Source organism: Parabacteroides sp. ZJ-118 (assembly GCF_011038785.1).
Classification (GTDB): domain Bacteria; phylum Bacteroidota; class Bacteroidia; order Bacteroidales; family Tannerellaceae; genus Parabacteroides.
On sequence record NZ_JAAKDT010000006.1, the window covers coordinates 26,571 to 52,057 of the forward strand.

The following is a 25,487-nucleotide window of genomic DNA, read 5'->3' on the forward strand; positions in this document are numbered from 1 at the left end:
CTTACTTCAATTCTTCGTATTCTCTGATGTATTTATCCAATCGTTCTTTGCAATCTTTCATTTTCCACCATTCACGTCTCGTTTTAACTAAATCATCATTAGCCTTTCCGGCTTTTTCCCGAGCTTCTTCTTGCTCTTTATGTAGTCTACATAGCTTTTTTAGTTGAACGTTACGGATCTGATTAAGAAACTCAACAAACCTGTAGTACTCAACCTCATTCATTTCATACCTGTCTTTACTGAAAAAATGTTCTTCCCAGCGAGGAATTTTTTCAGTGTCTTTACAATATTCCTTTAACTGATCTATGGTTCTTTTACTGGCAGCATCCAATTCGTCACATTTATTGGAAAGTGAAGTCCAACTTTCATAGGCTTCTTTTACTTTTTTTTCTAACTCTTTGGCCTTGCCATCCACAAACGCTCTTAGCTTCTCGGTATATTGATCACTCAAACTTCTATGGGCAACACTTCTTATAGGATTCATCATATCTTCAAGTGGAGCCTTAGCAGAAAAACGGATAAACTTTTGAACCTGCACATTGTTATCGAGCAAGGTCTTACGAATCAATTGTTCTACTTTGTTTACTTCCGTCTCTGCTTTCGTATCAACTTTGTTGACCACTACAAACAATGGTTTTTTCAAGTTTTCTTTTATCAAACGGATAGAGCTTCGATTGACCGTACCGGCATTCACATCAAATACCCAAAACAAAGCATCGCATTCGTTGATTACCCCGATGGTTCTTTCTGCATCTTCCTTGTCGTTCGAATTAAATCCCGGCGTATCCAGAATACTCAGATTATCCAAGTTCCGGTTCTTGTATGCCATTACAAAATACTGAATCAATGAAGATACCCCCTTTACCTGGTCGAGTACTTCTTTATTCACCCGTTTAAACGTATCCTCGCTAAGATTCTTCTGAATATTATCCGGCGTGACAAAACTGTAACGCGTATTGACACCTCCCGAAATATAAGTAGGAATGGCTGTGGTTGCTTTGGTACTTACAGGCAGAAGGGGCACGTCGGGATTGTCTTGTGACAAGATGCGGTTTACAATCGAAGTTTTACCGGCCGAAAACTCACCCACAAAAGCAATACTGGTTTTCTTTCGAATCCATTGTTTCTTTGCGGTAACCGCCCATTCTTCCAATCCGCTTCCGAAATAGTCCTCTTCTCCATTTATGGATTCGCTTTTGATACAATCCCGCAACTCACTCCCTATAAAATTATACAAGTTATCCACCTTGTTGTAAAGTGCCTTTATGTCAGTATCGCCTATACGAGAGGCTGAGAGTATTTCCTGCACAAAACAGAGAGACTCTACCTTCAAATTCAGTTCATTGACTTTATCCTCCAGTTTTGCTTTAACCTTTTCCAGTTCTTCATGCAGTAGCCTTGAACTTTCTGTTTCTTTATCCAATTGCTCTTGCAAAACGTCATTCTCTTCGTCTTTCTTCTTCAACTTTTTCTTGTAATTGTCAATATCATCTTCACAGTCTTCTATCTCGTCTTGCAAGTCCTTAATTTGTTTCTTCAATTTGTCAATCCCCGCCAATTGCTCTTTGACGTTTTCATCCACATGTCCTTCCAGGCAATTTTTCAATTGCCCGTCCAACCGGGCTATATTCGCTTTTGCCTCAGCGAGTAAAATCTCATAGCTACTTTTAATATTTTCAGTTTTCTTTTCTCTTTCAAGAATCTTTTGCTCGCACTCTTTTTCCAGCCGTTCTCTTTCGACCGACCACTCTTGTCCCTTGCCCGTATCAGTTTTCTTACGGCTAATCCAAAAGTAAGTCAGGGCAGCACCTGCGACAGCGGCAACCACTATCCATATTATCGTCAGGACCTCCATTTTCAATCTCTTATTTTATCTTTCAAACGTCCTATCTCCAGCTCATAATGTTCACATGCCGCTTTATACTCCTGTATCTTTTGGCACAAATCATCATTCTGCATACGGAGTTTCTTTATTTCTTTCTTCGCATCCTGCAAATCATCTTCCAGATCATCGTGAGCGTCATCTTTTTTCTTATACTGTTTATTCAGTTTCCGGTTTTCCGCCAACAAATCTTCTATCTGCCGTTCCATTTCTTTGTTTCGCTTGTGGAACTTTTCATTTTCCGCATACAACCGTTCCATCTCTTGTTGCAGAGTTTGCAGTTTTGAGGAACTGTTATCAAACAATTTATCTTTTGCATAAATGCCGGCGCCGGCACCGATCACTGTACCTAATATAAATTCTACCATTTTAAGATTCTTCATTTATAGTGTTAATAACTGATTTTTGTAATCTCGCAACAACGTCATTCTTTTTTCATAATCGTCCTTTTGGGCTTTCCGTTCCTCTCTCAATTGTTCTAAGGACGCAGTCTTCTCTTGAATAGTTTCATAGGCTTCCCTATGCAACACTTCCTGTATGGAAGAGACCAGTTGTTGTTCAATGCGACTCATGGCCTGTTTGAATTCAGGCATCAGTGTATCTTCCATATATTGGCGGATGGCTCTTTTCCGTTGAGGTTTTCCCCATCCTTTGTCTGTAACGAACCCTACCAGGGATTCTACTATGCCTTTTTGACAACCCACCTGTTCTCCTATTCGTCGGTTGCACGCATCAATGCTACTCAATTTATCACCGGTCCTGCTTGCTATATCAATCGCTTTTTCTATTCTGTTGGCGGTCTTGTTGTTCGACATGATACTACCTACATCACTGACTGTATCAGCCACGTCAACAGCACTTCCGACTGCCACGGCCGCTCCCCCTGTTCCGGCTGTCCCGACCACAACAGCCACAGCACCTATGGCTGCTGCGACAATCTTTACCCCGTCGGCTATCATACTGTCGTATGTATGTCCAATGGAATTCAAATCCAAGTTATAGCTGATGTCCGAAATGGAAAGTGAGGATAAATCCAGTTCCTCCAACGATCGAAGCGGAATGGTGTTTTCCGTTTGCTGCTTTGCCTTTTTACGAAGGATGCCATGAATGTTGTTTCTGAAATCGTTCATCAACAGACTGCTGGTATTATTAATGACCGAAATCGCATCGGAATCAAAATTTTGGCTTTTGCCAACCACCAAAACATCCAACTTCTCGGAAATAATGTCTTCAAACTGACGGGATAACTGTACGCTATTTTCATTAATGTCTTCACGGGTAGATTCAACCAATGTATTAATACTCTGATTCAGACGTTTTAATTCATACTCTTGTCTTCTGATAGCCTCATCCAGTCCCTTGTCAGACGAAGAAGCCTGTAACAGTTCATTAATGTGTTGCAACAGCCTGTTGCTTATATTTTTAAGCCGTTGGGCATTCACTTGCTTCAGAATGTTCGCCTTATCTTTCTGTATCGAATCCAACAGATTGTACAGTTCATCCAAATTACCGGTAGCAACAGAAACACAAGCTATCTGTTTCAAAGGCAGTTGAATATTTTCACTGATATATTGCCGCACGGCATCCAATTCAGAGGAAGACTTGGTGTCACATTTTGTGATAACCAAAAAGATTGGACGCTTGACCAATTTCATCGTTTCGATAAAATCCGTCAGCGATCGCGTTATTTGCTGATTGACATCCGTAACCAAAAGAACGCCATCCGCCTGCGGCAAGAAATCAACAAGGGTTTGTTTATGTTTTGGATCAGGAGAAGACAATCCCGGTGTGTCAACCAATACGGTTGTTGCAGGGATACGGGTGGACGTATCAAATACGTTTACCACTGTCGATCCGGTCAGCTTATCATTCTTCAAATCCGCTATATCTTCCACCTCTCGCATCTCTCCGTTCTCACCAACGACAGTAGCATGGCACCTGTCGCATCCAAAATGGATTTCATAGATTGTAGCAGTAGTAGGCTGTGTAGCTGTTTCCAGTTTTTTACTGTCTGTAAGGGCATTGACAAGCGTTGTTTTTCCCGCACTGAACTCTCCTACCAAAGGCAATACAAGCTCAGCATCATCGCTCAACGACTTTGCCTTTACTTGATTTAATTCTGCAATCAAACTTTTTAAGCTCAGAGTCTGAGCAATTGTAATTAAAGTGTCTTCCAGCATAGTTCCTTTCTTGCCTCCCTTGTTCCCAATCGTTCGGCATTCTTTTCTAAATTATCCCAATAAAAAAAGCGCGGGAACTGTTACCTAATTATCCAATCCAGAGGTATCGCCAAACACCTTCAATCCGGATAATCAAACAACAACCCGCGCTCTATACTGTGATGTTTCTTGTCTGGGACATAGAAAGATACAGTAGAGCGCAAGCATTTGTTGCCTACTATTCCCGGATTGTTGAAAATTGGCGATTTTCTGGATTGGGAATAATATCGTAAACGCTTTTTCGCTTTTCAGTATGTCCTTCCGTTCGATTGCCTCGCTTGGCTTCTACTTGAAATTACTGCAAATGTACCGAAAAGCTATTTGTAAACAAAACATATATTCGTATAAAATCAGGCAAATAAAAAGCGCAAGCCTATCGCTCATTATCTGACTTAGAGGTATCGGCAAACACCCACTATCGAAGATAATAGAGCAACAGCTCACGCCTATGTCGTATGTTGGGAAACCGGGCGGCTTCTCATTATATACAAACCAGCATGAGCGTTTGTTGCCTATTATTCCCCGATAGTAAAATTTTGCCGATTTCCTAAGTCGGGAATAATATCGTAAACGCTTTTTTGCTTCTTTTATGTCCTCCGCCGGGCTTTCTTCGCAGGGAAGCCGTCACGGATTGTCGCAAATGTAGCAATCTTATTTGATCTATCATCTTACTATCCTCGCTTTTTTGTGTTTTATCGGAAAACAATTTTTCCTTTTCCCCGCAAAGGAATCGGTTGGGAGAGACAAAAAGTGTCCGAGGCAGGGATGAAAAATAGGGACTCCCTAAAGGTGGTCTTCCTGCGTTCCGGCAAACATCATCCGGTGTTCCGTAAAAACAGCCTACGACCGGTTGGTGAAAAGGATATAGGCAGTGAGCAAAAAATGTATAGGCAGTGGGCAAAAAGTGTATCTTTGCCGGGAGATGCAGGTCGTGGGAAGATTGAAATGCAGAGATAGGGAATTATTAGCAGAAACATCAGTGGATATAATACAAGCGTATGAATAAGTATGAGCGCTGTCTTTGGATTGTCAGCACATTTATGGATTATGGGAATGCTTCGCTGAAGGAGTTGAACGAGCGTTTCCTGCGTTATTCGCAAAATTATGAGGGCGAGGAGATACAGCCGCGGACGTTCGACCGCGACAGGCGCTATATCGCGTTGACCTTCCGGGTCGATATCGACTTCGATCCGCGCCTTAAGAAGTATTGCCTGGTGAATCCGGAGGAGATACGGGACAATGCGGTCTTCAAATACCTGCTGGGAAGCCTGCATGTCAATAATCTTTCCGCATTGGCGTTGAAACATAGGGAGAAGATCCGGTTGCAGGAGATACCGACCGGAGTTGAATGGTTGCACCTATTGTTGGATGCCATTGATAAGGGGCGGACGGTCTGTTTCAACTATACCTCCTATTATGCCAAAGAGAAGGAGTTTACTTTTGAGCTGATTCCCTGTTTTGTCAGGATGTTCGAACAGCGGTGGTATCTGATCGGCGAATATCCGGACCGTAGCCAGACGCGGGTATTGGCGTTGGAACGGATGAGCCGGGTGCGGATAGGAGAGAAACAGCTGGCCCCTTCGCCCGACATGACGCCGGACCGGTTCTACCGAGATTGCTTCGGCATTATCCGGGATGACAAACAGCCGGAAGAGGTGGTTTTGAAAGTCTACCGCAGCCAGGCCGATTATATGCGTTCCGTCCCGCTCCATCCTTCGCAAGAGGAGCTGGAAGCTGCGGATGATTATGTCGTGTTCCGGTACTATCTGCGACCGTCGTACGACCTTGTCCAGCGTTTGTTATGGCATAGGGAGGGAGTGGAGGTGTTACGCCCGGCATCGCTTCGGGAGGAGATGCGCGACCTGCTCCGAAGGATGTCGGGGTTGTATGAATAGTTAGAATCCTATTTTGAAAGAGGCGCCGAACACACTGGGAGTACCCGCCACGAATGTGGGGAAGCCGATCTGGTTGCCGCTGTTGCCGGCATCCACCAGGTACTTCTCGTTGAGGATGTTCTTGCCGAACAGACCCACTTCATAATAGCACTTGGCAGCCTTCACCACTACCCCCGCATTGGCATTGAGCAATCCATATCCCTGCTGGGAGAGCAGCTCGCTGTTCTCATTCTCGAAATACACCTTTGACTTATAATTATACGCAGGGCGGAAGTAGACGGTAGCCTGCCGGCTTACCGGCAGGGTCACATCGATACCCACGGCTGCCGAATGTTTCGGTGTCAGGCGGAAACGGTTTCCCGCATATTCCTGTGCGTGCCCGTCGCTGTCCTCGTCGTTGAATTTCCCGTCGATGTAGGCATAGTTGCCAAACAGGCTGAACACAGGGCTGAAGGTGTAACGCAATCCCGTTTCCACTCCCAGGCTGTGCGCCTTGCCAGCATCGTCCGCCACATACTTTTTCGTACCGTTCTCGTCGGTTTCGAGGCGACTGCTCTGGAAGTGGCTCCAGTCGTAGTAGAAGAGCGAGAGGTCATAGTTCAACCGGTTATCGAACACTACACCCTTTACCCCCGCTTCGTAGCTCACGATGATTTCAGGTTTCAGGCGGGTGACCTCATCGGGACGGTTGTTGAAAGCGATGACAGCGGGACGCCTGCCGCGTGAAATGCCGGCATACACGTTGTTGCGCCCGATCATGTAGCTGAGTGCGGCGCGCCCTACCCAAGAGTAGTAGCCTCCGCTTTCCCATACACGCTTACCGTCCGAAGACTGATAGAGCAAGGAAGAGCCAAGCAGCGGGGCACTCTCCGACGTGGAGGAGTAGCCGGTGCGCTGATGCTCGTAGGAGCCGCGCAGTCCCGCGGTGAAACTCAACCGCTTGGTGATGCGCCAGGTGAGGTCGGCAAACAGTTCGACCGCCTGGTTGGTGGCATAGTTGGTTGAATTTTCCTGATACGTGTCGGGAATCGCCACGTTGCTGTAGGCAGGCAGACCGGCTTGTGTGAGCGAGGCGCTTACATCGCCGGTAATCTGCGCCGCCACCGCTTCGGGGGTCATTCCTAGCAGGCTCAGGTAGGGTTTCACTCCATCGCTGCCGAAGAGCTGTACCAACACGTTGTTTACCGTATGGTTGATGTCGTTGTAGAAGTCGGGCGTAGCACTCCAGGCAGATGCGTTCATCTGCTCATCCCATTGGGCGGCCACTCCTGTCAACGCTGTGCTCAGATTGTTTTGGATGGCGGCTTGCAGCTGTCCTTTTAGTCCGGCCACGATCGGCGCAAACGCCGGATAGGCTGCCGCGATCTGGTCGAGTTGCGCCCCCACACCCTGCACCACGCCGGTGGTGACGGTGGCAGGCAAGTTGAGCGATTGGATCGTCTTTTTGAAGCTCTCGCCCGCAACCAACGGCAACGTCTGTTGCAGGTTGCTATACAGTTGCACATTCTGTTGCGAATGTTCGTAGAAGTAACCGGTTCCGACAAAGCCTGCCCACTTGCCGCCGTTGTCCCAGTTGAGACGCAGCTCCTGCGAGAACTGATTGCCTTTGACATTCTCCTGGCAGTCGAGCAGGTTGAGGTAAGTACCATCGGCATCAAATTTCTCATTGCTCTTGTAGGCACGGAATCCGGTGATGCCGGTCAGTTTGAGCGTAGGCGAGAGGATGTGGTCGACGGTAAAGGCCGCCCCTCCGGTATGGCGTTTGATGCCCAGTTCCTCCCCACCGTTCAGGTAGGCGGCAGTAAAGGGAGAGGTGTCGCCCCCCTGTGGCGCCAGCAGGTTGCTTTTGAAGGAGGTGCCGGGATAGTTGTCATGCTGGTAGTCGAGAACCAAGTTCAGGACTGTGTTTTCGCCGGCCAGGAGACGCGTGCTGTTGCGCATGGCGACGGCACTTTTGCCGTTGAGCCTCCCGCCCGCCAGGTTGTCGATATACCCGTCGTGTGCGTCGTAACTGAAAGCGAACCGGTTGGCGGCCTTTTCGCTCAGGGGCGTGTTGAGGTATCCCTCGGCTCCTCTCTGGTTGTGCGTGCCGTAATTCAGCTTGACCTCCCCGCCCAATTGGGACGCAGGTTTGTTGCGCAGCAGGTGCATGGCGCCAATCTCCGCGCCCCGCCCGAAAAGGGTCCCCTGCGGTCCCTTCACCACTTCAATCCGTTCCATGTCGTATAACTCCACCACCGAAGCCTGCGAACGGGAGATGGAAACACCATCCATGAATACCGAAATGCGCGGTTGGGAATAGCTTTCACCCCCATCGCTCGTCACACCGCGGATCACGTAACCCGGGTTGTTGGGACTCTGGATCTGCACCTGTAAACCGGGCGTGAAGGCAGCCATCTCATCCATTTGCTTGATGTTGAGGCGCGCCATGGCGGTACCACTCAATGCGCTGACGGCAGTCGGCACCTCGATGCTGGTCTGGCGTCGCTTTTGAGTAGTCACCACCACTTCGCCCAACGCTTGCGCGTCCTCTTCCAGTACCACCACCCATTCGTCACGGTTCTCTGCCGTCTGTTCCGACTCCCGGTAACCGATGTAGGAGAAGACCAGCTTCCCGTCTTGAGGCATCGAAAGGCTGAAATGGCCATTTATATCCGTGATGGTACCCGTATCGGCACCTTTGACACGCACGTTCACCCCGATAAGCGGTTCACCTCGCTCATTGATCACTTTTCCCTTTACGGGAACTACATTAGCATCCACCTTCATCGAAGCCGTTTCGGTCCTGCCCAAGGCGTGGATGCTGATAGGCATAGCCAGCGTCAAGGCGCCGAATATGCATAGTTTGAAAACATTCTTTTGTACCATAAATAGAATATATACCTGTTTTTCTTTTTTCCGGATGGATTGGAAACGTTATTTGGATGCAAAAGAACGAGAAATAGCTTCCTGGTTCTTGATGTACAGGCTGTCGATGATACCGTCTGCCAGGCCGATGACCGGCACATGGATATACTCGGCTTTGACAATCTCGGCAATGGTCAGAAAGATCTTGGCCGCGGGAACGATCACGTCAGCACGGTCTGCTTTCAGATCAAACTCCTCCATGCGCTGTTCTGGCGTAAGAGGCTCCAGCACATCATACAGGCCCTGCAATGTCGGAACAGGCAAGCGCAGATTCTTCTTGTCTTTCAGGTCGGCAAGCCGGTACAGCTTGTTGATATTGCCACCCGAACCGATGATATTGATGTTCCGGTGATCGGCGGTCAAGCGGACCAGGTCACTCTTCATCCGTTCCCAGCACCCCTCCTCCACGGCATTGCTCAGTATCCGGACCGTGCCTATATTGTAAGAAAGAGACTGCGTCAGTTCGCCGTCGATCAACAGGTTTATCTCCGTGCTTCCGCCACCGACATCCACATAGATGTAGCTCCCGGTACGGTCTTCCGTGCATTCCACATGGTTGTTGTAGACGATGCGCGCCTCCTCCTCTCCGCCAATCACCTCGATATGGATGCCGGTATCCTTTAAAATCTTCTTGATGACAGGCTTGCCGTTTTTGGCATCGCGCATGGCAGAGGTGGCACAAGCCCGGTAGTCCGTCACCTCATAAATTTTCATCAGTTGGCGGAAAGCCTTCATCAGCCGGAGTAATTTCATCGTCTTTCCGTCGGAAATCTCTCCCAAAGAGAACACATCGAACCCTAGACGCAACGGCACCCGCAAGAGCATCACCTTGGAAAGGCGTCTGTTTACCGACTTCCCGTTGTCTTTCACTTTTTTAATCAACAGCCGCACGGCATTGGTGCCGATATCGATAGCGGCATAACATCTGTTATCAGCCATTCGTAATTTGTGATTTGTAATCGTTATATAGTTCTTCCTGCGAGCGGAAATCTCCCTCTTCCTCCGTTGTCCAAGGGCGATTTTCTCCGGTTCCATCGACGATGTTTCCCTGGCAATTGTCTCGAAGCCCGAAGTCAATGACCTTCCATAGATCTTCTTTGACCTGAGGATCGTAAACCGGAGTGACGACCTCCACCCGGTTATCCAGGTTGCGCGGCATCCAGTCCGCCGAACCGATGAAGGTCTTGTTCTCTCCACCCGCCGCGAAGATGAAGATCCGCGAATGCTCCAGATACCGGTCTATGATGCCGTTGATACGGATTCTGTCGCTCACCACGGGAATACCTGTCATCAGGGAGCAATTGCCGCGTACCAACAGGTCGACGGGAACCCCGTTTGCGGATGCCTCATAGAGCTTCTTCACCATGGCCACATCTGTAATGTGATTGATTTTGATACGGATATAAGCCGGTTTGCCCGCCTGCTTGTTCTTTATCTCCTCGTTGATCAGCCGGACAAACTTCTGCCGCATCTCATTGGGGGAGACCAGCAGCTCCTTGAAGCGGACCGGCGAATAGGGCTTCTCGATGAAGGTGAACACGGCGTCCACATCCCGTACCACGTTGCGGGCGGCAGTCATCAGCATATAGTCCGTGTACACGCGGGCGTTGCCTTCATGGAAATTCCCGGTACTGATGCAGGCGATGTCATTCCCCGAACCCATACTGATATGCGTGATCTTGGAATGCACCTTCAGTCCCTCCACCCCAAAAATGACGTGGATGCCGGCATCCTGCATCTTCTTGGACCAATCGATGTTGGAGGCTTCGTCGAAGCGTGCCAGCAACTCAATGACCACGGTCACCTTTTTCCCGTTGCGGGCGGCGCAAATAAGGGCTTTAACCACCTTGGAATCCTTGGCCAGGCGGTAGAGTGTTGTCTTTACGCTTTTCACCTCCTTGCTGACAGCCGCCTCCTGCAAGACGCGGATGTAATATTCGAAGCTGTGATAAGGTACGTGAATGAAACGGTCTCCCTGCTGTATCCGCCTCAAAAGGCTTTCGCCACTGTTCAGCTCGGGTCTTATCAGAGGCTCCCACACCGGATACCTCAGATCCTCGCGCCCGCAGTCGGGAAAAGACATCAGATCCTTGTGGTTGTGGTAACGTCCGCCTGCCAGAACCGTATCCAGCTTGTCCAGGTTCAACTTGTTCATGACGCGCTTCAACAGGTCCTTGGGCATCTCCGCATCATAAATCACCCGCAGGGCATCTCCCTTCTTGCGGCTTTTTATCCCCTTTGAAATCTTCTGCAACATGCCGTTGCGCAGGTCATTGTCGATCTCCATCTCGGCATCTTTGGTGAATTTGAACGCGTATGCCTTGAAGGAGACATAACTCAAACCGGAGAAAATCATGGGTAGGCAATAGCGGATGACATCGTCCAAATACATCAGGAAGCTTTTTCCTTCCTTGTCGGGCAAGCTTATAAAACGTCCGCATTCAGCTACCGGAAGCGTGATCAAAGCATAGTCGCTCCCTTTCTTGTCCTTGGCCTGCATCTTGACGGCAAGGTAAATATTCTCATCCGCCTCGTCGGTCAGCTGTTTCACGGCCGACAGCCAGACCGGGCTGATAAAGCCACTCAGCCGCTGCCGATAAAACCGGCGTATAAACTTTTGCTGGTTTTCATCCAGTTCATCCTCTTTCAGCAAGAATATATTTTCCTCGCCCAACCGACGGGTTACCTCGTGGATGGCATGCTCATATTCCTTTGAATAATGGTTGTTCAATTTGTTGATCTGCTTGATAAGGGATCGTGCGTGCTCCCGTTCGGCACGCAGGCTTCTGTCCTCACACTCGGCGATACGGTTGAGCGTGGCCACGCGGACACGGAAGAATTCGTCCAGGTTGTTGGAATAGATCCCGAGAAAGCCCAATCTGTCCAACAAAGGGACCCGGCTTTTAGAGGCTTCTTGCAAAATGCGGCGGTTGAAGTACATCCAACTCAAATCGCGGTCGACGTATGCCTCCGATACAGTTTTCTTATTAATCATTTTTTACTTGTTAACGATTCCCGGCAAAAATATGCGGCGCATATTGCAAAAGCATGTTATTGGGATGAAAATTCAAAGAAGAAAACCTTTTAATCCCATCGCACCCCTGCAACGGTACCAACTCGTGCCCGCCGAACAGCCTCGCACCGATGCGTTTCAGTATACTTACATTGGCAAGGTGTTGAAAAAACAGGGTTTTCAGCTCACGAAATCGAAAGGGAAAACGCCTTTTTGAGATCACGGAAATCACGTTGGAACTGGGAAAAGCCCATTTCTCTGTGCCCAGCCCTCCCCGTTTTTTCCATTGAAACCCGATCGGAAAACCATTGAGATACGGCGTTAAGTCAATGGAACGCGAGACGGATTCCATTGACTTAGCCGAGCAAATAGTTATTCTTCTTTGCCTCGATATCTATTTTCGTAAATTTATCGGCAGCTAAAACCTTGAGGTACGTGACCCGCATCCCTCCGGGAAGAAATTGCGAAGGCTTCTTCAAAAGATGCTGGAGCGCTACCTTTCTACGCCTGTACAGGCATCGACTCACGCCGATATACGTGTTTGCCTTCCTTAGAATTGAAAATAAATAAACGGCTGTACTCCCGCGCTCTTAAACTGGACAACAATGAAAATCGCTATCGCCAATATAGCGGCCTGTATCAATAATGGGGAACGTGTCACGACTCCTCTCAAGACATTCTCAGAGCGTTTCGGCATAAAATGCAGCGCGTAACCGATCACCAGTAACGCGAATACCCCTTTATACCCTGAGACGAATTGCAGGAATACCTCCGGATGAAAATTTGTAAAGATCTGGCGAAGCATCTCTTCCGCTGCCTTCATCGAGTCAGCCCGGAACAAGATCCATCCGAAACAAGTCACATGAAACGTAATCAGGATACCCAACACCCGTCGCCAAGGCTTCATCTCGCCTCCCAAGGCCTTAAAGCCGCTGAAACGCGCCATAACGAACTTATGCGCGGCCAAAGCCATACCGTGCAAGGCTCCCCATAGGATGAAATTCATAGAAGCCCCATGCCACAACCCGCCCAGCAACATCGTTATCAGCAGATTCATATAGGTACGAACATTTCCTTTCCGATTTCCGCCCAAGGATATATACAGGTAATCTTTTAGCCAAGAGGAAAGGGAGATGTGCCAACGACGCCAGAACTCCGTAATCGTGGCCGATTGATAAGGAGAGTCGAAGTTAATATTGAAACGGAATCCCAACCATAAGGCGATGCCGATCGCCATATCCGAATAGCCCGAGAAGTCGCAGTAAATCTGTAGCGCATACCCATAGACTCCCAATAGATTCTCTACGCCCGTATAAAGCGACGGAGCATCAAAAACACGGTCCACGAAATTCATACTGATATAATCCGAGATCACCGTTTTCTTTAAAAGACCGCATAGGATAAGGAACAGCCCCTCTCCAAACTCAGATCGCGTCAGCGTAGGATTCTTATACATCTGGGGTATGAAATCCCGGGCACGGACAATCGGCCCAGCCACCAGCTGAGGAAAAAACGACACATAGAAAACATAATCGATCCAACGACTGAGGGGCCGGATCCGTCCCCGATAAACGTCAATCACATAGCTGATGCTCTGGAAGGTAAAGAAAGAGATTCCTACCGGAAGGAAGATGTTCATCTTTAGCCATTCTCCTCCAGCGGCTAGAGTAAACAACTCGCCTAGAAAGTTGAAATACTTGAAATACACTAACATACCTAGGTTAACGCAGAGGCTGAGCGTAACGAACAGCTTGCGTCTTGCCACCGATGTCGTATGCGAGATACGTTGCGCTATCAGGAAATCGGAAGTAGCCGTAAATACCAATAGCCCGAACCAAAGTCCACTACTTTTATAATAGAAATAGAGGGAAAACAGCGTCACGTAAATGATACGAGCCAACGTATGTTTCCTTAGCGACCTATAAATCACCAGGAAACCGATGAACAGGAAAAAGAATAACCCGCTGCTAAACAAGATCGGGGCATTCTGATGATACGTCAGGATATCTCCCAGTTTCTCCCACGCGAATTGATGATTACCAAGCCAATCTCTGAACATATTATATTCCATATAAGATTCTTATCGGTTATTATATGATTCCATGAACGCCCTGAACAAAAGCGTTCCCTGTTCTTGATATCCTTCTTTCGTAAAATGAATCCGGTCCCGTCCCATCAAACGAGAACTATGCCATTTACGGCACGAGTTTTTCCCTCCTGTCGCGGTGAATAAATCCCAGCAGGCGACCTCTTCTTTCTTCGCTACGTTCCGGATGGCACGGGCGGCCCGCTCGGTATTATCATTGCGCACATACGTTCGCTGCTTATTGACGCGTACCCTTTTGTAACATTCCGGTGGAGTCGTCAGCAAGATCGCCGTATTCGGTAGCTCCTTCTTGACGATCGCCAAGAAAACCTCGATCTGGCCGGAAAACTCATCGATGTTAAAACGTCTGCCGAATGTCTCGTTGGTTCCCATGGAGATGATCAACAGGGAGGGCTTCAATAAAGCCAACTGACGTACATAAGCCTCGTCCGTATAATTCGCGTACATCGCCCCGTTTACTCCGATGGAGTGATACAAGATACCGCTGCCGCCGTTCTTCAGCGTCAGGCCATAATACAAATTCGTAAAGGAAGAGGCCGGTCGCAATGTGTTTGTACCCTCTTTCCGCCTCGTACTCTGCAATTGCAAAGTATCGGTCAAGCAGGAGATCCGGAAAGTATCGGCTAATACACCGGGGACACATACGGTATCCGCACGGAATGTCCGAACCGAGTCTTTCAAAACCCCAGCTGGAAGCATGGGCATCGCCCCCTCTCCCCTATATAAGATCGCTTCGTTAAACTCATAACCGGCACCATTATTCGGAGCTATCACGACATCAAAATTAATCGAAGGGGAAACAGACTTAATCCCGATCCCGCCGATCCCTATCGAGGTTTTCCGGACAGGCTGGACGCAACGCCCGGCGATCCAATCCTTAACGACGGATTTGATAAAGTAATCATCCGGCTCGTTGGTCTTGCTCAACTTGAAAGGAGCGATCCAGCCTCGTCCGGCATTCCCGAACGCCTGCTGGAAAAGGCGCATGACACGACCGCTTAAATGTCCGGCTTGGATATGCGAATCCCCCAATTGAACGATCGCGACAGCCGTATCTTTCCCCGCAAGCAACGAATCCAGTTCATTGAAGAAATCATTCCACGCCTTACTTGAATCGGGTAAGATTAACGTATCTTCTCCCACCCTCATCGAATAAGATAAAGGAGGCAATGCTACCGTATCCCGAACCGCCACACGATCAAGAGATACATCCCCATTTGTCCAGGCTTTAGGTTTCGGAACCGAGAAGCCCAGGATCACTCCTAAAACGACCGGACTAATTAACCACTTCCTCCGCTTCATCATAAAAATCTTTTTCTGATAACAACGCTTTCAGTAAGGCCCCGGCAATCTCCCGTCCACCCCTAAAACTTAAATGCGTATAATCCTTACTAGCCCAGTTTAATTCCACGAAACGGACCATACTGTTCTCTCCTCCCATGGCACCGAATATATTCCAGAAAGGAACCCCTGCCTTTTTAGCGGCTTGCCTTTGCGCATGCAACAAGGCTAATACGGCCGGCATCGTCTCGAACTCCCCATCGTCTTGATGGCTCCTGTCCGACACCCCCAACATCAATATATCGGCTTCCGGAAAACAAAGTTGTATATGGTTAATGACCTTTACCATCCGGTTACTGTACCATCCATAATTCATCACGCTATCGCTCACGACATTCAATCCATACTGCAAGACGATCAAATCATACGGACGGATCTTATTCAATGCCTGGCAACGGGAGACATCCAATCGCTCCAATATCATACCTGAGTTTCCCCGCAGAGAGAAGTTATCGACCGAGACACCTGAATGATCCTCCATAGCGACCCCCAATGCCCGGAACTCCGGGGTATTCTTAAAAGTGAAATCCGCCTCGGTAAACGTCCCTTCCAACTCGTATTGGGTTACGATCGATGTGGCGGGAAGCGTTTCTCGCAGGGTATCGGCGGAAGCGTCGCAAACCAAGCGCATCTCCGTATTCTTATTCTGCTCATAAATCAGTTTCAAGGAAGAGAACGCTTGAAGCTCCGGATAACGTTTAGTCGTCTTCACATGGATAGAGGCGTTCTCCTCGTTTGCCTCGAACATCATTCCAGATAAGGTATATCCATGCTCTTGATCCGTCAGCATAGACCAAGTAGTCCATCCGGAGGCACGTTGCTCCACGGTCGGACGGAACTGTGCCGCTACGGATGTGACCGGCACAAAACCTACTCCCCGTCCCCCGAATTCCTTCTGCATCCCGGAACGGAAATCGGCCACCATGATATCTCCTTCGATAAAAGAATCTCCAAGGAAGGCCACACGCACCGGACGATTCAATTCCCGCCTGTTTTTTAAGGCGGTGAAGAATCGTCGCAAACCGATATGTCCAAGAGAATAGTCCTCAATGTGAGCCCCCAGCGAATCCGCCCCTTGAACAGCACAGACCGCTTTGTATAACGAATCGCGAAGAGCCAAAGCCGCCGAATCTATCCCGGCGGAACGCATGATGGAATCCCTTAATGCCACCGAATCTACTTGAAGGGTGTCCGCTTGTTCCAATTGCTGTCTCAAAGAATTCAAGGAAAGCTTTTCCTCTCCCACCTTGAAATCCGATAAAAGATCTACCCTTTTGATCTTATATCCGAATAACGTATCCGGAAGGCTATATAAACCAAAGCTCATCAACAACGCCAGCGACAGTAACGCTAACACTCTACCCAAATCATTATCTTTGTTCATCTGACTTTTGCTTACAAGGGGACAAAGATAGACAAGTTTACCTACCCGGGAATAATCTTCGGACAAAAAAGATGAGACTACTTCTTGCCACCGATTACCAATAAGGGTGTATCGGTGTGGAATAACATTTTTCTCGCGATCGAAGGATTGAACATTCGGGCTAGGATATTACGACGATATGTGCTTAAGGCTATCATATCAATTTGTTTATCACGAACAAATTTCTCGATGGCCAACAGCAAGTCACCATCGGCTAGAACCGTATGGGAGATAGGAGCATGCGGATATTGTTTCTTGAAATATTCACGGACGCCCGTCAAACGAATCTCATTCCATTCATCTTTACTGGTAGAGATATTGAATAGATGAATATTAAAATCAAAACCTTTGATGATCTCCATAAACTCGTCAAACGCAACCAGATCTCTCTGGTTAAACGATGTGGCGAAAGCGATATTCTTAGCGTCTCTCAAATCCGTAAAAGGGACATTCTCCGGTATCGCCAATACAGGAACCCGGTTCACCTCGATCACCTCCCCGGTCACGCTACCGATTAGATCCATATCTTTCTGGCTCTTGCCTCTTGTTCCCATCACGATCAATGTCGGGTGATATTCCTTACTGTAGGCGATGATCTCCTCTTCTGGCAAGCCTTCACGTAATATATAGTCGTATTTTACCTTTGGCAATTCGCCGGAGGACATCTTCCGGTTGATATGCGTACAAATATTCTCCATATCGATACGAACACGTTGTAAGATATGCTGTACGGATTCCTCCTCGTTTACTTGGTAGGCCCAAGTATCTCCCATCGGGATAGCGGATGGAAAATAGGGGCTGAAATAGGCGTGCATGATCATCACCTCCGCACCTACCGCATTCGCATAATTAATTCCCAACTCACATGCCTTAGCGGAATAATCCGAGAAATCAATCGGGATCAGAACTTTCTTGACCGCATTAATCTTCGATTCTTCCCCTTTCGGCTCCTCAAACCACTTACTGTCTTCAATGATGCGTAAAGCATGCGGTAAATCACTCTCCTTAATGCGCACACGCACTCCTGCCGAAACGATGGGCTGGATCTGATTTACATTATGTATATAGACCTCTATGCCTTCCGTTTCGAGGATTGTCTTAAGAATCTGGGCTTTCTCGAACGTGTGGATAGCCAATGTCACTAATTTATCTTCCATACTCAATGCGTCTTTATAGATGAAACAATAGGGATTTATGAATGGTTGAATATAAAAAAATCCCAAAGCGTTCTTTCTTTTAGCTATGGGATTTTTTATACGAATGAATTTCTCTTACGCTTTCTGTGCTTCGACATCCCGACTCTCGGCCAGTATCTGCAAAGCACGTTCGAAAATAGTCATGTCATCTAAAATGACCAATCCTCCGTCCGGACCGGGCTCGATATGGAAACCACAACTCCGTCCATCTTGAAAATTATGTCCACCGAAATAGTTGCGAACGGTCTCTACCTTTAATCCCAGCTCATCGGCGATGCGTTGTGTACTTCCGTCAGGTAACGAGTCTTTAATTCTTCTCAGTTCGTTAAATGTAATCGTCTTTGTCATGGCTTTCTTATTTTGAAGGTTAATACTCTTGTTTAATATGATGGCACTAACTTAGTCATTTAATAGTATTGAAACAAATTATTATCGAGAAAATAAACTGAAAACAAATATGCTTTACGACATACTTAACCGAACTCTCTTATCTTAAGCACGATACCAATTGCTTATTGAATAGGGCTATTAAAAGGATGGTCAACCAAATCGCATAGGTGATCCAACGTTTCCGGGTATCCGAGTAAATAGCCTCCGGATGTATCCAAGAATCCGCCGGAATCAGTTTAGACCTCATGTAGATGTATAACAGATATACCAAATATCCGAATAGCAAACCGGATAAAGCTCCCGGAATAATATCCGTAATAAAATGCACTCCCAAATAAATACGAGTATAGGAGGTCAAGATCGCCCAAAAGAAAATAGTCCATCCGAATAGTTTATTCCTGAAGATCAGTGTCATCAAGGTTGCGAAGCCGAAAGCGTTCGCCGCATGGCTAGAGATAAATCCATACATACCGCCCCGATAACCGAACACCACCCTTACCTGATCCATAAAGTCAGGGTGATGAGTCGGACGGAAACGGGTGAAGATGGGTTTACAAACATGCGAAGCGAACTGGTCGCATAGCGTGATCGTCAAGACAATGGCCAATAAGATCAACGACCACTCCTTCCAGTTCTTCTTATAGCACAATACCACCAACATAAAAAAGGCTAACGGTAGCCAAACCACCTTGCCTGAATAGATCCACATAAAGCGATCTAAAAAAGCGGAGTCGCTACCGTTAAGCAGAAAGAACGCATCACGTTCCCAAACCAATAATTGTTCTAGCATGTATCAGATTTTTTCCAGGTCTTTACTAGGCATCCATCCTACATTCCCATCCTCAAGCTCGATCTCACTCCATTCACCGAGCGTACTCTTCACGGTCACGTTCGTCCCCTCGTGTAATACGAGAAGATCCGTGCCGCTAGCGTCGGGAGAGCTTTTCACCGTAACGGTCGGGGCGAATACGATGGCATGTTTACGGTTTATCATCTCATCCTTCTGGTCGCTGGCGAATATATTGGCAAAAACAACCACAACAATAAATAGAATACCCAAATAGAAACCGAACTTCTTCAAGCATACCCAACGGGAGAAAAAGAACAAGATCAAGCAACCGATAAACAACAGGAAGCACACGATACCTGTCTTCGCCCAAGAGTCAGCAGAACCTAGATCCTGCACGCTCTTAAACCATTTGACCAAGAAAAAATCACCCACCGGCTCAATCTTATCGATCGTCTTCTGATGCGCCATCTGTAAATTGAAGCGAGCATCGCTATCACCCGGATCCAGCAGAAGGCAACGTTCGTAGTTCAATATAGCTGGAGCGATCTTACCCGCCTTATAATAGGCATTCCCCAAATTATAATAAACGGCGGCAGACTCACCATTGCTCCTCAAGATTCTCTCATATAGTTCGATCGCCCTCGCGTAATCTTCTTTCGTGTAAGCGACCTCGGCCTCCTTCAAGGCAGTATCTTGCGCATAAGCAGATCCTATCAGACATAGAATCAATAAGAGAAACAGCACCTTTCTTAAATTTATAGTCATCTTCATCTTCTTACTTTTTAATTGTATTCTCCATTTTACCAATAGCGTCTACCGTCAGCTCATACAGCTTATCCATAGCGTCTGGCGCTTGGGACGGAGCGTAGCGAGCGAACTCACAGGTATTCAAGATATCCATGAACTCATTCGTCAAGGATTCGTTTACACCGTATTTAGCCAATTCCGTCTCTACGTTATCCTTGGTCAGATCAGATTGCGGGATGCTCAGCTTATCGCTCAAATAACCCCATAACGTACGCAGTACCTCATCGTAGAATTCTTCCTTCTTGTTCTCTTTCATCAGCCTACCGGCATTCTTCAGACGTCTGACCGCCATCTTGTTCGCCTTCTTGGTGCGAACCAAGGCGATGTCAGCGTTTTCCTTCACCTGCTTACGATAGATGAAAAAGAATACGATAAACAAGATGGCTGGCACGATATAGCAAAGATAATACATAAAAGAACCGAAGAAAACACCCTCACCTCCCTCGATAAAGGAGAAACCTTTCGTCTTCAAGTAACGGATATCCTGGCCTAAGTATTTCACGCTCTCTTTATTACTAAAGTTCGATACGACCGGGGAAGAGCCGCTCCCCCCCTTGCCTTGCTCCACATGCAACAGATAAGGCTCAGACTTGACAGTTTTATAGGAACCGGACTTGATGTCGAAATAGGAGAAAGCGATCGCCGGGATCTCGAAATCACCTGCGTAACGGGGTATCGCCATATATTCGATGGTCTTGCTACCACTGACACCGGAGGTCGTGGTCTTGACATCTATCTCTACTTTGGGGTCGTAGACATCGAAATCATTCGGGAAAACCACTTCCGGGTTCTTCACCAACTTCACGTTACCATTACCTGCGATTTTTACCTTTATGGTTACAGCCTCGTCTGTCTTGACTTGGTTCGAGCTGATATCAGCCGTCATGGAGAACGTACCTACAGCACCAGAGAAAGAAGCGGGTTTGCCGGATGGCAAAGGCTTCACGTCGATAGTAACCGGGGAAGTGGTCAGCACCTTGCTCACATCTCGATACGAGTCGAAAAAGCTATCGAAGATGCTACCGCCTCCTGCTTGTTGCATACGGACACGCACTACGGCATCATACTTTCCACCTTCGATCGTAATCTTACCGAAACGTTGGGGATACAGGATTACTTGGCGCATTACAGCCGACTGATAGTTACGCCCGTTGTAGTTTTCCAAGGTCAGTTGTTTCTCTTGCGGCAACTCAATCTCTTGTACCAAGAAACCCTCGAACTCCGGATATTTCAATCCCGTAATCGAGAAATTCTCCAAGGAATAGACCTTGAAAGTCACCAAGAAACCTTCTTGCTCGAAGACGCTTCGTTTGGATACGTCCATCTTCACGAACAGCCGATCGTTAGAGATCGCCCCGCTCGCCGTCGTTGTCTCCGCCTCTTGCTTACCCGCCTTATCCGCCGGAAGCACCTTGATGGCCAAGCCATTCGATGTATAATTAGAGCCGTCCACCTTGATCGTTGCCGGAGCGATATTAAACGTGCCTTCCTTCTTCGGCATCAAGACATACGTATACGTAACGGTTGTCTCGCTGGTACTCTTCCCGTTCACTCCCCAGCTACTGCTATAAGAAGTGGATAGGGAAGGACCCATTAATACGTCAAAGTCTGGCATCTCCTGTACTCTCAAATCCTTGCCTTCGGCATTGACAGTGAAAGTCAAGCGAAACGGCTCTCCCATTACCACCGCTTGGGGCGCCGAGGCCTTGAAGGTCACATCCGCAGCCATTATCGTCCCCCTTACCGTTAACATCAGGATGAATAAGAAAATTAATTTCCTCATTGTGTATCTCATTTTTTCGTTAATTATCCAGTTTACCACTCCTTTTCGGTCTTCCGGCGTTGTTGCTGCTGCATCTGTGCCTTCTTCACCTTCTCTTGAGTGTCTTTCTCGTCTTGCAGGAAGGCATCCAACATCTGCTGGGCATTATCCTTGCTCATTTGCTCGTTGGGTTGCTGTTGCTCTTGGGTCTTATTCTGTTTCTGGTCGTCTTGCGGCTGTTGTTGTTGCTGTTGCTGATCGTCCTTCTGATCCTTGTTTTCCTGCTTGTCGTCGTTCTGTTGCTCTTGGCTCTGATCCTGATTCTGCTGATCCGACAACAGTTTTTGGGCCAAGGCTAAGTTATAACGAGTCTCGTCATCTTTCGGGTTCAAGCGAAGCGATTGCTTATACATCTCCACGGCCTTGCCGTAATCCTTGTTCTGCATGAAAATATTCCCCATATTGTGATACACCTCCGACAAGCGTGCCTTCCCTTCCGGCGTAGCCACCATCTTCTCCCCTTGCCCGGCGATCAATTGATATTGCTCGGCGGCCTCGGGGAACTTGCCTTGCTTGTATAGGGAGTTCCCCAGATTATAGATCCCCTCCGTAGAGCGGGGATTCACCTCCAAGCTCTTGCGATAAGCGATCTCAGACTCGGTGTATTTCTCACTCTCATAAAGTTTATTCCCCTCACGCACGTTCTTTCGTTCCGCTTTCTGGGCAGAGACTGTTCCTACGCAGAGAAAAAGAAGGAAGGAGAATAATTTTACTTTCTTGAATATACGGTTCTTACGATCTAAGGTCATGAAATCGGCGATCAAGAGAAACAAGGCGATCCAAGCGAAAATCTGGAACTGCTCGTCATACTCGGAATAAACCTTACTATCCAACTCCGTCTTATTCATTTTCTCGATTTCTTTCTGAAGGGCTTTCAAGGCAGAATTCGTATGATCCGCACGTACGTACATACCATTTCCGGCGGCGGCGATCTCTTGCCCCATCTGCTCGTTCAGTTTCGTGATTACCACGTTCCCATCCTTATCCTTCATATAATTGTTGCTCCCTTGGATGGGGATCGGAGATCCTTTCGGATCCCCCATCCCCACGATGTTCACGTGGATGCTCTTCTCGGCGGCAGCTTTGGCGGCACCGACAGCGTCGTCTTCATGGTTCTCGCCGTCGGTGATCAAGATGATCGCCTTATCAGTCGTATCGTCCGGGGTAAAGGAACGGGCGGCCAAATTGATGGCGGAACCGATCGCCGTACCTTGCGTAGAGACCATCGACGGGTTGATAGAGGACAAGAACATCTTGGCAGAGATATAATCCGAGGTGATCGGCAACTGAGTGAAAGCGTCACCGGCGAACACGATCAGACCTACCTTATCATTCGTAAAGCCGTCCGTCAATCGGGATAACATCTGTTTGGCCTTATCCAAACGGTTGGGCGACACGTCCTCGGCCAACATGGAGTTGGATACGTCCAGACACACCATGATCTCTACTCCCTGACGCTTTACCGTCTCCAGTTTTGAGCCGAATTGAGGTCCCGCTATAATAAAGATAACCAAGGTAATGGCTCCGAACAACAGCCAAAACTTCAGATGCCGGCGCTTGGTCGATGCCTCGGGCATCAACTCGGCCAACAACGTAGGGTTACCGTATTTCTTTATCGCTTTCTTCCTCGCAATCACGGCGTACACGCAGAACGCCACCAACGCAGGAAGGATGAAAAGCAAATATAAAAAGTCCGGATGTGCAAATCGAAACATAAGCCTTTTAACTTTATGGTATATTTCTCAACAACGTATTTCTCAATAAGATCTCCACCAGCAACAAGGCGAACACTAGCAAGGCCCAATTCTTATACTCCTCCTGCTTCTTGCTGTACTCCTGTACGCTGATCTTGGTCTTCTCCATCTGGTCGATCTCGGAATAGATCTCCTTCAGGCTGGCGTTATCCGTAGCACGAAAATACTGCCCGCCTGTGGTAGAGGCGATCTGCTTCAACGTAGCCTCGTCGATCTCTACCGGTATATTCTGGTACTGCACGCCGAAAGCGGTCTGGAATGGATACGGCGCCATGCCTTTCGTTCCGACTCCGATCGTATAGACACGCACACCGAACGTCTTGGCGATCTCGGCGGCGGTAACCGGAGCGATCTCGCCAGCGTTGTTCGATCCATCGGTCAGAAGGATAATCACCTTCGATTTAGCGTGGCTGTCCTTGATGCGGCTCACGGCATTTGCCAAACCCAATCCGATAGCCGTTCCGTCTTGGATCATACCGCTCTGGATATCCTTGAAGAGATTCAACAAGACCGTATGATCTGTTGTCAACGGGCATTGCGTAAAGCTCTCAGCAGAAAAGACCACGAGGCCGATGTTATCGTTCGGGCGGCCGTTAATGAACGACGCAGCCACATCCTTTGCCGCCTCCAAGCGGTTCGGTTTCAAGTCTTGCGCCAGCATACTACCCGAGATATCCATCGCCAACATGATATCAATACCTTCCGTAGAAGAATCGGACCAACTGTTCGTGGATTGCGGACGAGCCAAAATCACGATCAGCAGTGCTACCGCTACCATACGCAACACGAAAGGCATGTGACGCAAGTACACGATCCACGATGTTGCTTCCGGCGCCTCGAACGCCTCCGACGAGGAAACCTGCAAGCTGGCCTGACTCTTGCTCAGCTTGTAGACGTACCATCCGATCATCGGAATGAGCAACAATAATAAATATAAATAATTAGGATTCGCAAATACCATCTCTCTTAGTCCTTTAAATTAGTTGTACCGTTCGTGGATTCGGACTCCTGCCTCTCCTCCACCTTCGTCTGGTTCACGAACAAATACGCGTTCACCATACTCAAATCATTCTCATCCGGCAACGGGTTCATCTTAGCGAATTTTACAAAGTCAGCCAATCGCAGAATCTGCCTCAAGTTATCGTACACACTCTGTGCCTCGGAATTCTTGCGGATCAAGTCTAATATCTCTCCGGAAGTCATCTCCATAGCACTGATACCGAAACGTTCCTCGATATACTTACGCAGTGTATCCGTGATCAAGGTGTAATACTCCTTGCTTCGTCCCTGCTGCCAAAGTTTCTGTCGCTTAATCTCGTCCAATTCCTTGATGGCCTGTTCGTGAGGCGAAAGCTTGGGTTCTTCTTTCTTGAAGGGTATCAATGACTTGTTCGCACGGATCCGTTTCACGATATAGGCAATCACACAAATCAAGAACAGGGTCAGCAAGATCCCCAAAATGATCGGATAATAATCGGCCCATACGAAAGGCGGTCTCCACACGGTCTTGATGTCGTTGAACTCCTCTGGCTTATCTGCGTTCACAGGAATTGTCGAGACTTTCAAGGCGACTTGGTTGGAATATACGGTATCCACCCCATCTATCACCTTCAACGGAGGTAACAGATAGAGTGACGAGTCAAACGAGGTAATCAATACATTTTGCTTGATAACGAGCCGGCCGTTCTCAATCTCCGTAGAGTCCGCCTTGGAGAGATTCAATACCTCCACCCCCGTCATCAAAGTGTCGTTCGGGATCACGATCTGCACGGGGCGATCCTTATCCGCCGTTACCGTAAGGTGCAAGGTAGTCTGCTCTCCGACCAAGATGGCGGCCGAGTCGATGGCAACATCGATCAACGGTCTCTGCGCATTTATTCTCCCCCCCTCGAGGAAAGCGGCGGCGATCAAAAACAGGATACTTTTCTTTATCAATTTCAT

At 47.9% G+C, this 25,487-nt stretch carries 19 protein-coding genes and 1 pseudogene; 1 reads left to right on the forward strand and 19 read right to left on the reverse strand.

The window, feature by feature from the left end; translation table 11 throughout:
• Position 1 precedes the first annotated feature (1 nt).
• Genes G7Y39_RS03305 through G7Y39_RS03315 form a run of 3 tightly spaced genes read right to left on the reverse strand, consistent with a single transcriptional unit; the run spans position 2 to position 4,062 of the window.
• The gene (locus tag G7Y39_RS03305; protein WP_165155044.1) at positions 2–1,855 is read right to left on the reverse strand and encodes a dynamin family protein; all 1,854 of its coding nucleotides are present in this window, start codon (positions 1,853–1,855) and stop codon (positions 2–4) included.
• 2 nt (positions 1,856–1,857) lie between these two features.
• Positions 1,858–2,265 (reverse strand): hypothetical protein, encoded by a 408-nt coding sequence (locus tag G7Y39_RS03310; RefSeq protein ID WP_165155046.1) that lies wholly within the window; start codon positions 2,263–2,265, stop codon positions 1,858–1,860.
• The gene (locus G7Y39_RS03315) at positions 2,266–4,062 is read right to left on the reverse strand and encodes a dynamin family protein (protein WP_165155048.1); all 1,797 of its coding nucleotides are present in this window, start codon (positions 4,060–4,062) and stop codon (positions 2,266–2,268) included.
• Between the two features lie 1,037 nt (positions 4,063–5,099).
• On the opposite strand from G7Y39_RS03315, the gene G7Y39_RS03320 reads away from it, so the two are divergent.
• Entirely contained in the window at positions 5,100–5,996 is an 897-nt protein-coding gene (locus G7Y39_RS03320) for a YafY family protein (RefSeq protein ID WP_165155050.1), read from the forward strand.
• Here the strand turns inward: G7Y39_RS03320 and G7Y39_RS03325 are convergent, their stop codons facing one another.
• The 16 genes and pseudogenes from G7Y39_RS03325 to G7Y39_RS03395 all read right to left on the reverse strand — a co-directional run bounded on the left by G7Y39_RS03325 (position 5,997) and on the right by G7Y39_RS03395 (position 25,487).
• The gene (locus G7Y39_RS03325) at positions 5,997–8,864 is read right to left on the reverse strand and encodes a TonB-dependent receptor (RefSeq protein ID WP_165155052.1); all 2,868 of its coding nucleotides are present in this window, start codon (positions 8,862–8,864) and stop codon (positions 5,997–5,999) included. It lies immediately after the preceding gene.
• Positions 8,865–8,912: 48 nt separating this feature from the next.
• Entirely contained in the window at positions 8,913–9,842 is a 930-nt protein-coding gene (locus G7Y39_RS03330; RefSeq protein ID WP_165155054.1) for a Ppx/GppA family phosphatase, read from the reverse strand.
• On the reverse strand, positions 9,835–11,898 hold the full coding sequence (locus G7Y39_RS03335) for an RNA degradosome polyphosphate kinase (RefSeq protein WP_165155056.1): 2,064 nt from the start codon (positions 11,896–11,898) through the stop codon (positions 9,835–9,837). Before G7Y39_RS03335 ends, G7Y39_RS03330 begins: the two co-directional genes overlap by 8 nt.
• A 10-nt stretch (positions 11,899–11,908) precedes the next feature.
• The gene (locus G7Y39_RS03340; protein WP_165155058.1) at positions 11,909–12,268 is read right to left on the reverse strand and encodes a hypothetical protein; all 360 of its coding nucleotides are present in this window, start codon (positions 12,266–12,268) and stop codon (positions 11,909–11,911) included.
• Between the two features lie 198 nt (positions 12,269–12,466).
• On the reverse strand, positions 12,467–13,987 hold the full coding sequence (locus G7Y39_RS03345) for an MBOAT family protein (protein ID WP_165155060.1): 1,521 nt from the start codon (positions 13,985–13,987) through the stop codon (positions 12,467–12,469).
• Between the two features lie 9 nt (positions 13,988–13,996).
• On the reverse strand, positions 13,997–15,328 hold the full coding sequence (locus tag G7Y39_RS03350) for a GDSL-type esterase/lipase family protein (protein ID WP_165155063.1): 1,332 nt from the start codon (positions 15,326–15,328) through the stop codon (positions 13,997–13,999).
• Entirely contained in the window at positions 15,300–16,748 is a 1,449-nt protein-coding gene (locus G7Y39_RS03355) for a hypothetical protein (RefSeq protein ID WP_165155065.1), read from the reverse strand. Before G7Y39_RS03355 ends, G7Y39_RS03350 begins: the two co-directional genes overlap by 29 nt.
• A gap of 77 nt (positions 16,749–16,825) precedes the next feature.
• On the reverse strand, positions 16,826–17,944 hold the full coding sequence (locus G7Y39_RS03360) for a universal stress protein (RefSeq protein ID WP_165155067.1): 1,119 nt from the start codon (positions 17,942–17,944) through the stop codon (positions 16,826–16,828).
• A gap of 114 nt (positions 17,945–18,058) precedes the next feature.
• Complete coding sequence (locus tag G7Y39_RS03365) at positions 18,059–18,331, reverse strand: DNA-binding protein (protein ID WP_165155069.1); 273 nt, start codon at positions 18,329–18,331, stop codon at positions 18,059–18,061.
• A gap of 139 nt (positions 18,332–18,470) precedes the next feature.
• Positions 18,471–19,163 carry a phosphatase PAP2 family protein gene (locus G7Y39_RS03370; protein ID WP_165155071.1) on the reverse strand — a complete coding sequence of 231 codons (693 nt, stop codon included), beginning with the start codon at positions 19,161–19,163 and terminating at the stop codon, positions 18,471–18,473.
• 3 nt (positions 19,164–19,166) lie between these two features.
• Positions 19,167–19,934, reverse strand: a complete 768-nt coding sequence (locus G7Y39_RS03375) for a tetratricopeptide repeat protein (RefSeq protein ID WP_165155073.1) — start codon at positions 19,932–19,934, stop codon at positions 19,167–19,169.
• Positions 19,935–19,938: 4 nt separating this feature from the next.
• Positions 19,939–21,753 carry a BatD family protein gene (locus tag G7Y39_RS03380; RefSeq protein WP_165155075.1) on the reverse strand — a complete coding sequence of 605 codons (1,815 nt, stop codon included), beginning with the start codon at positions 21,751–21,753 and terminating at the stop codon, positions 19,939–19,941.
• A 32-nt stretch (positions 21,754–21,785) separates the two neighbouring features.
• Positions 21,786–22,517: a tetratricopeptide repeat protein gene (locus G7Y39_RS13605; protein ID WP_370520350.1), complete on the reverse strand. Its 732-nt coding sequence runs from the start codon at positions 22,515–22,517 to the stop codon at positions 21,786–21,788.
• Positions 22,491–23,507, reverse strand: a pseudogene (locus G7Y39_RS13610) (VWA domain-containing protein); the annotation flags it as partial. The gene G7Y39_RS13605 and the pseudogene G7Y39_RS13610, both read right to left, overlap by 27 nt.
• 13 nt (positions 23,508–23,520) lie before the next feature.
• On the reverse strand, positions 23,521–24,507 hold the full coding sequence (locus tag G7Y39_RS03390) for a VWA domain-containing protein (RefSeq protein WP_165155079.1): 987 nt from the start codon (positions 24,505–24,507) through the stop codon (positions 23,521–23,523).
• 5 nt (positions 24,508–24,512) lie between these two features.
• Positions 24,513–25,487, reverse strand: a complete 975-nt coding sequence (locus G7Y39_RS03395; protein WP_165155081.1) for a hypothetical protein — start codon at positions 25,485–25,487, stop codon at positions 24,513–24,515.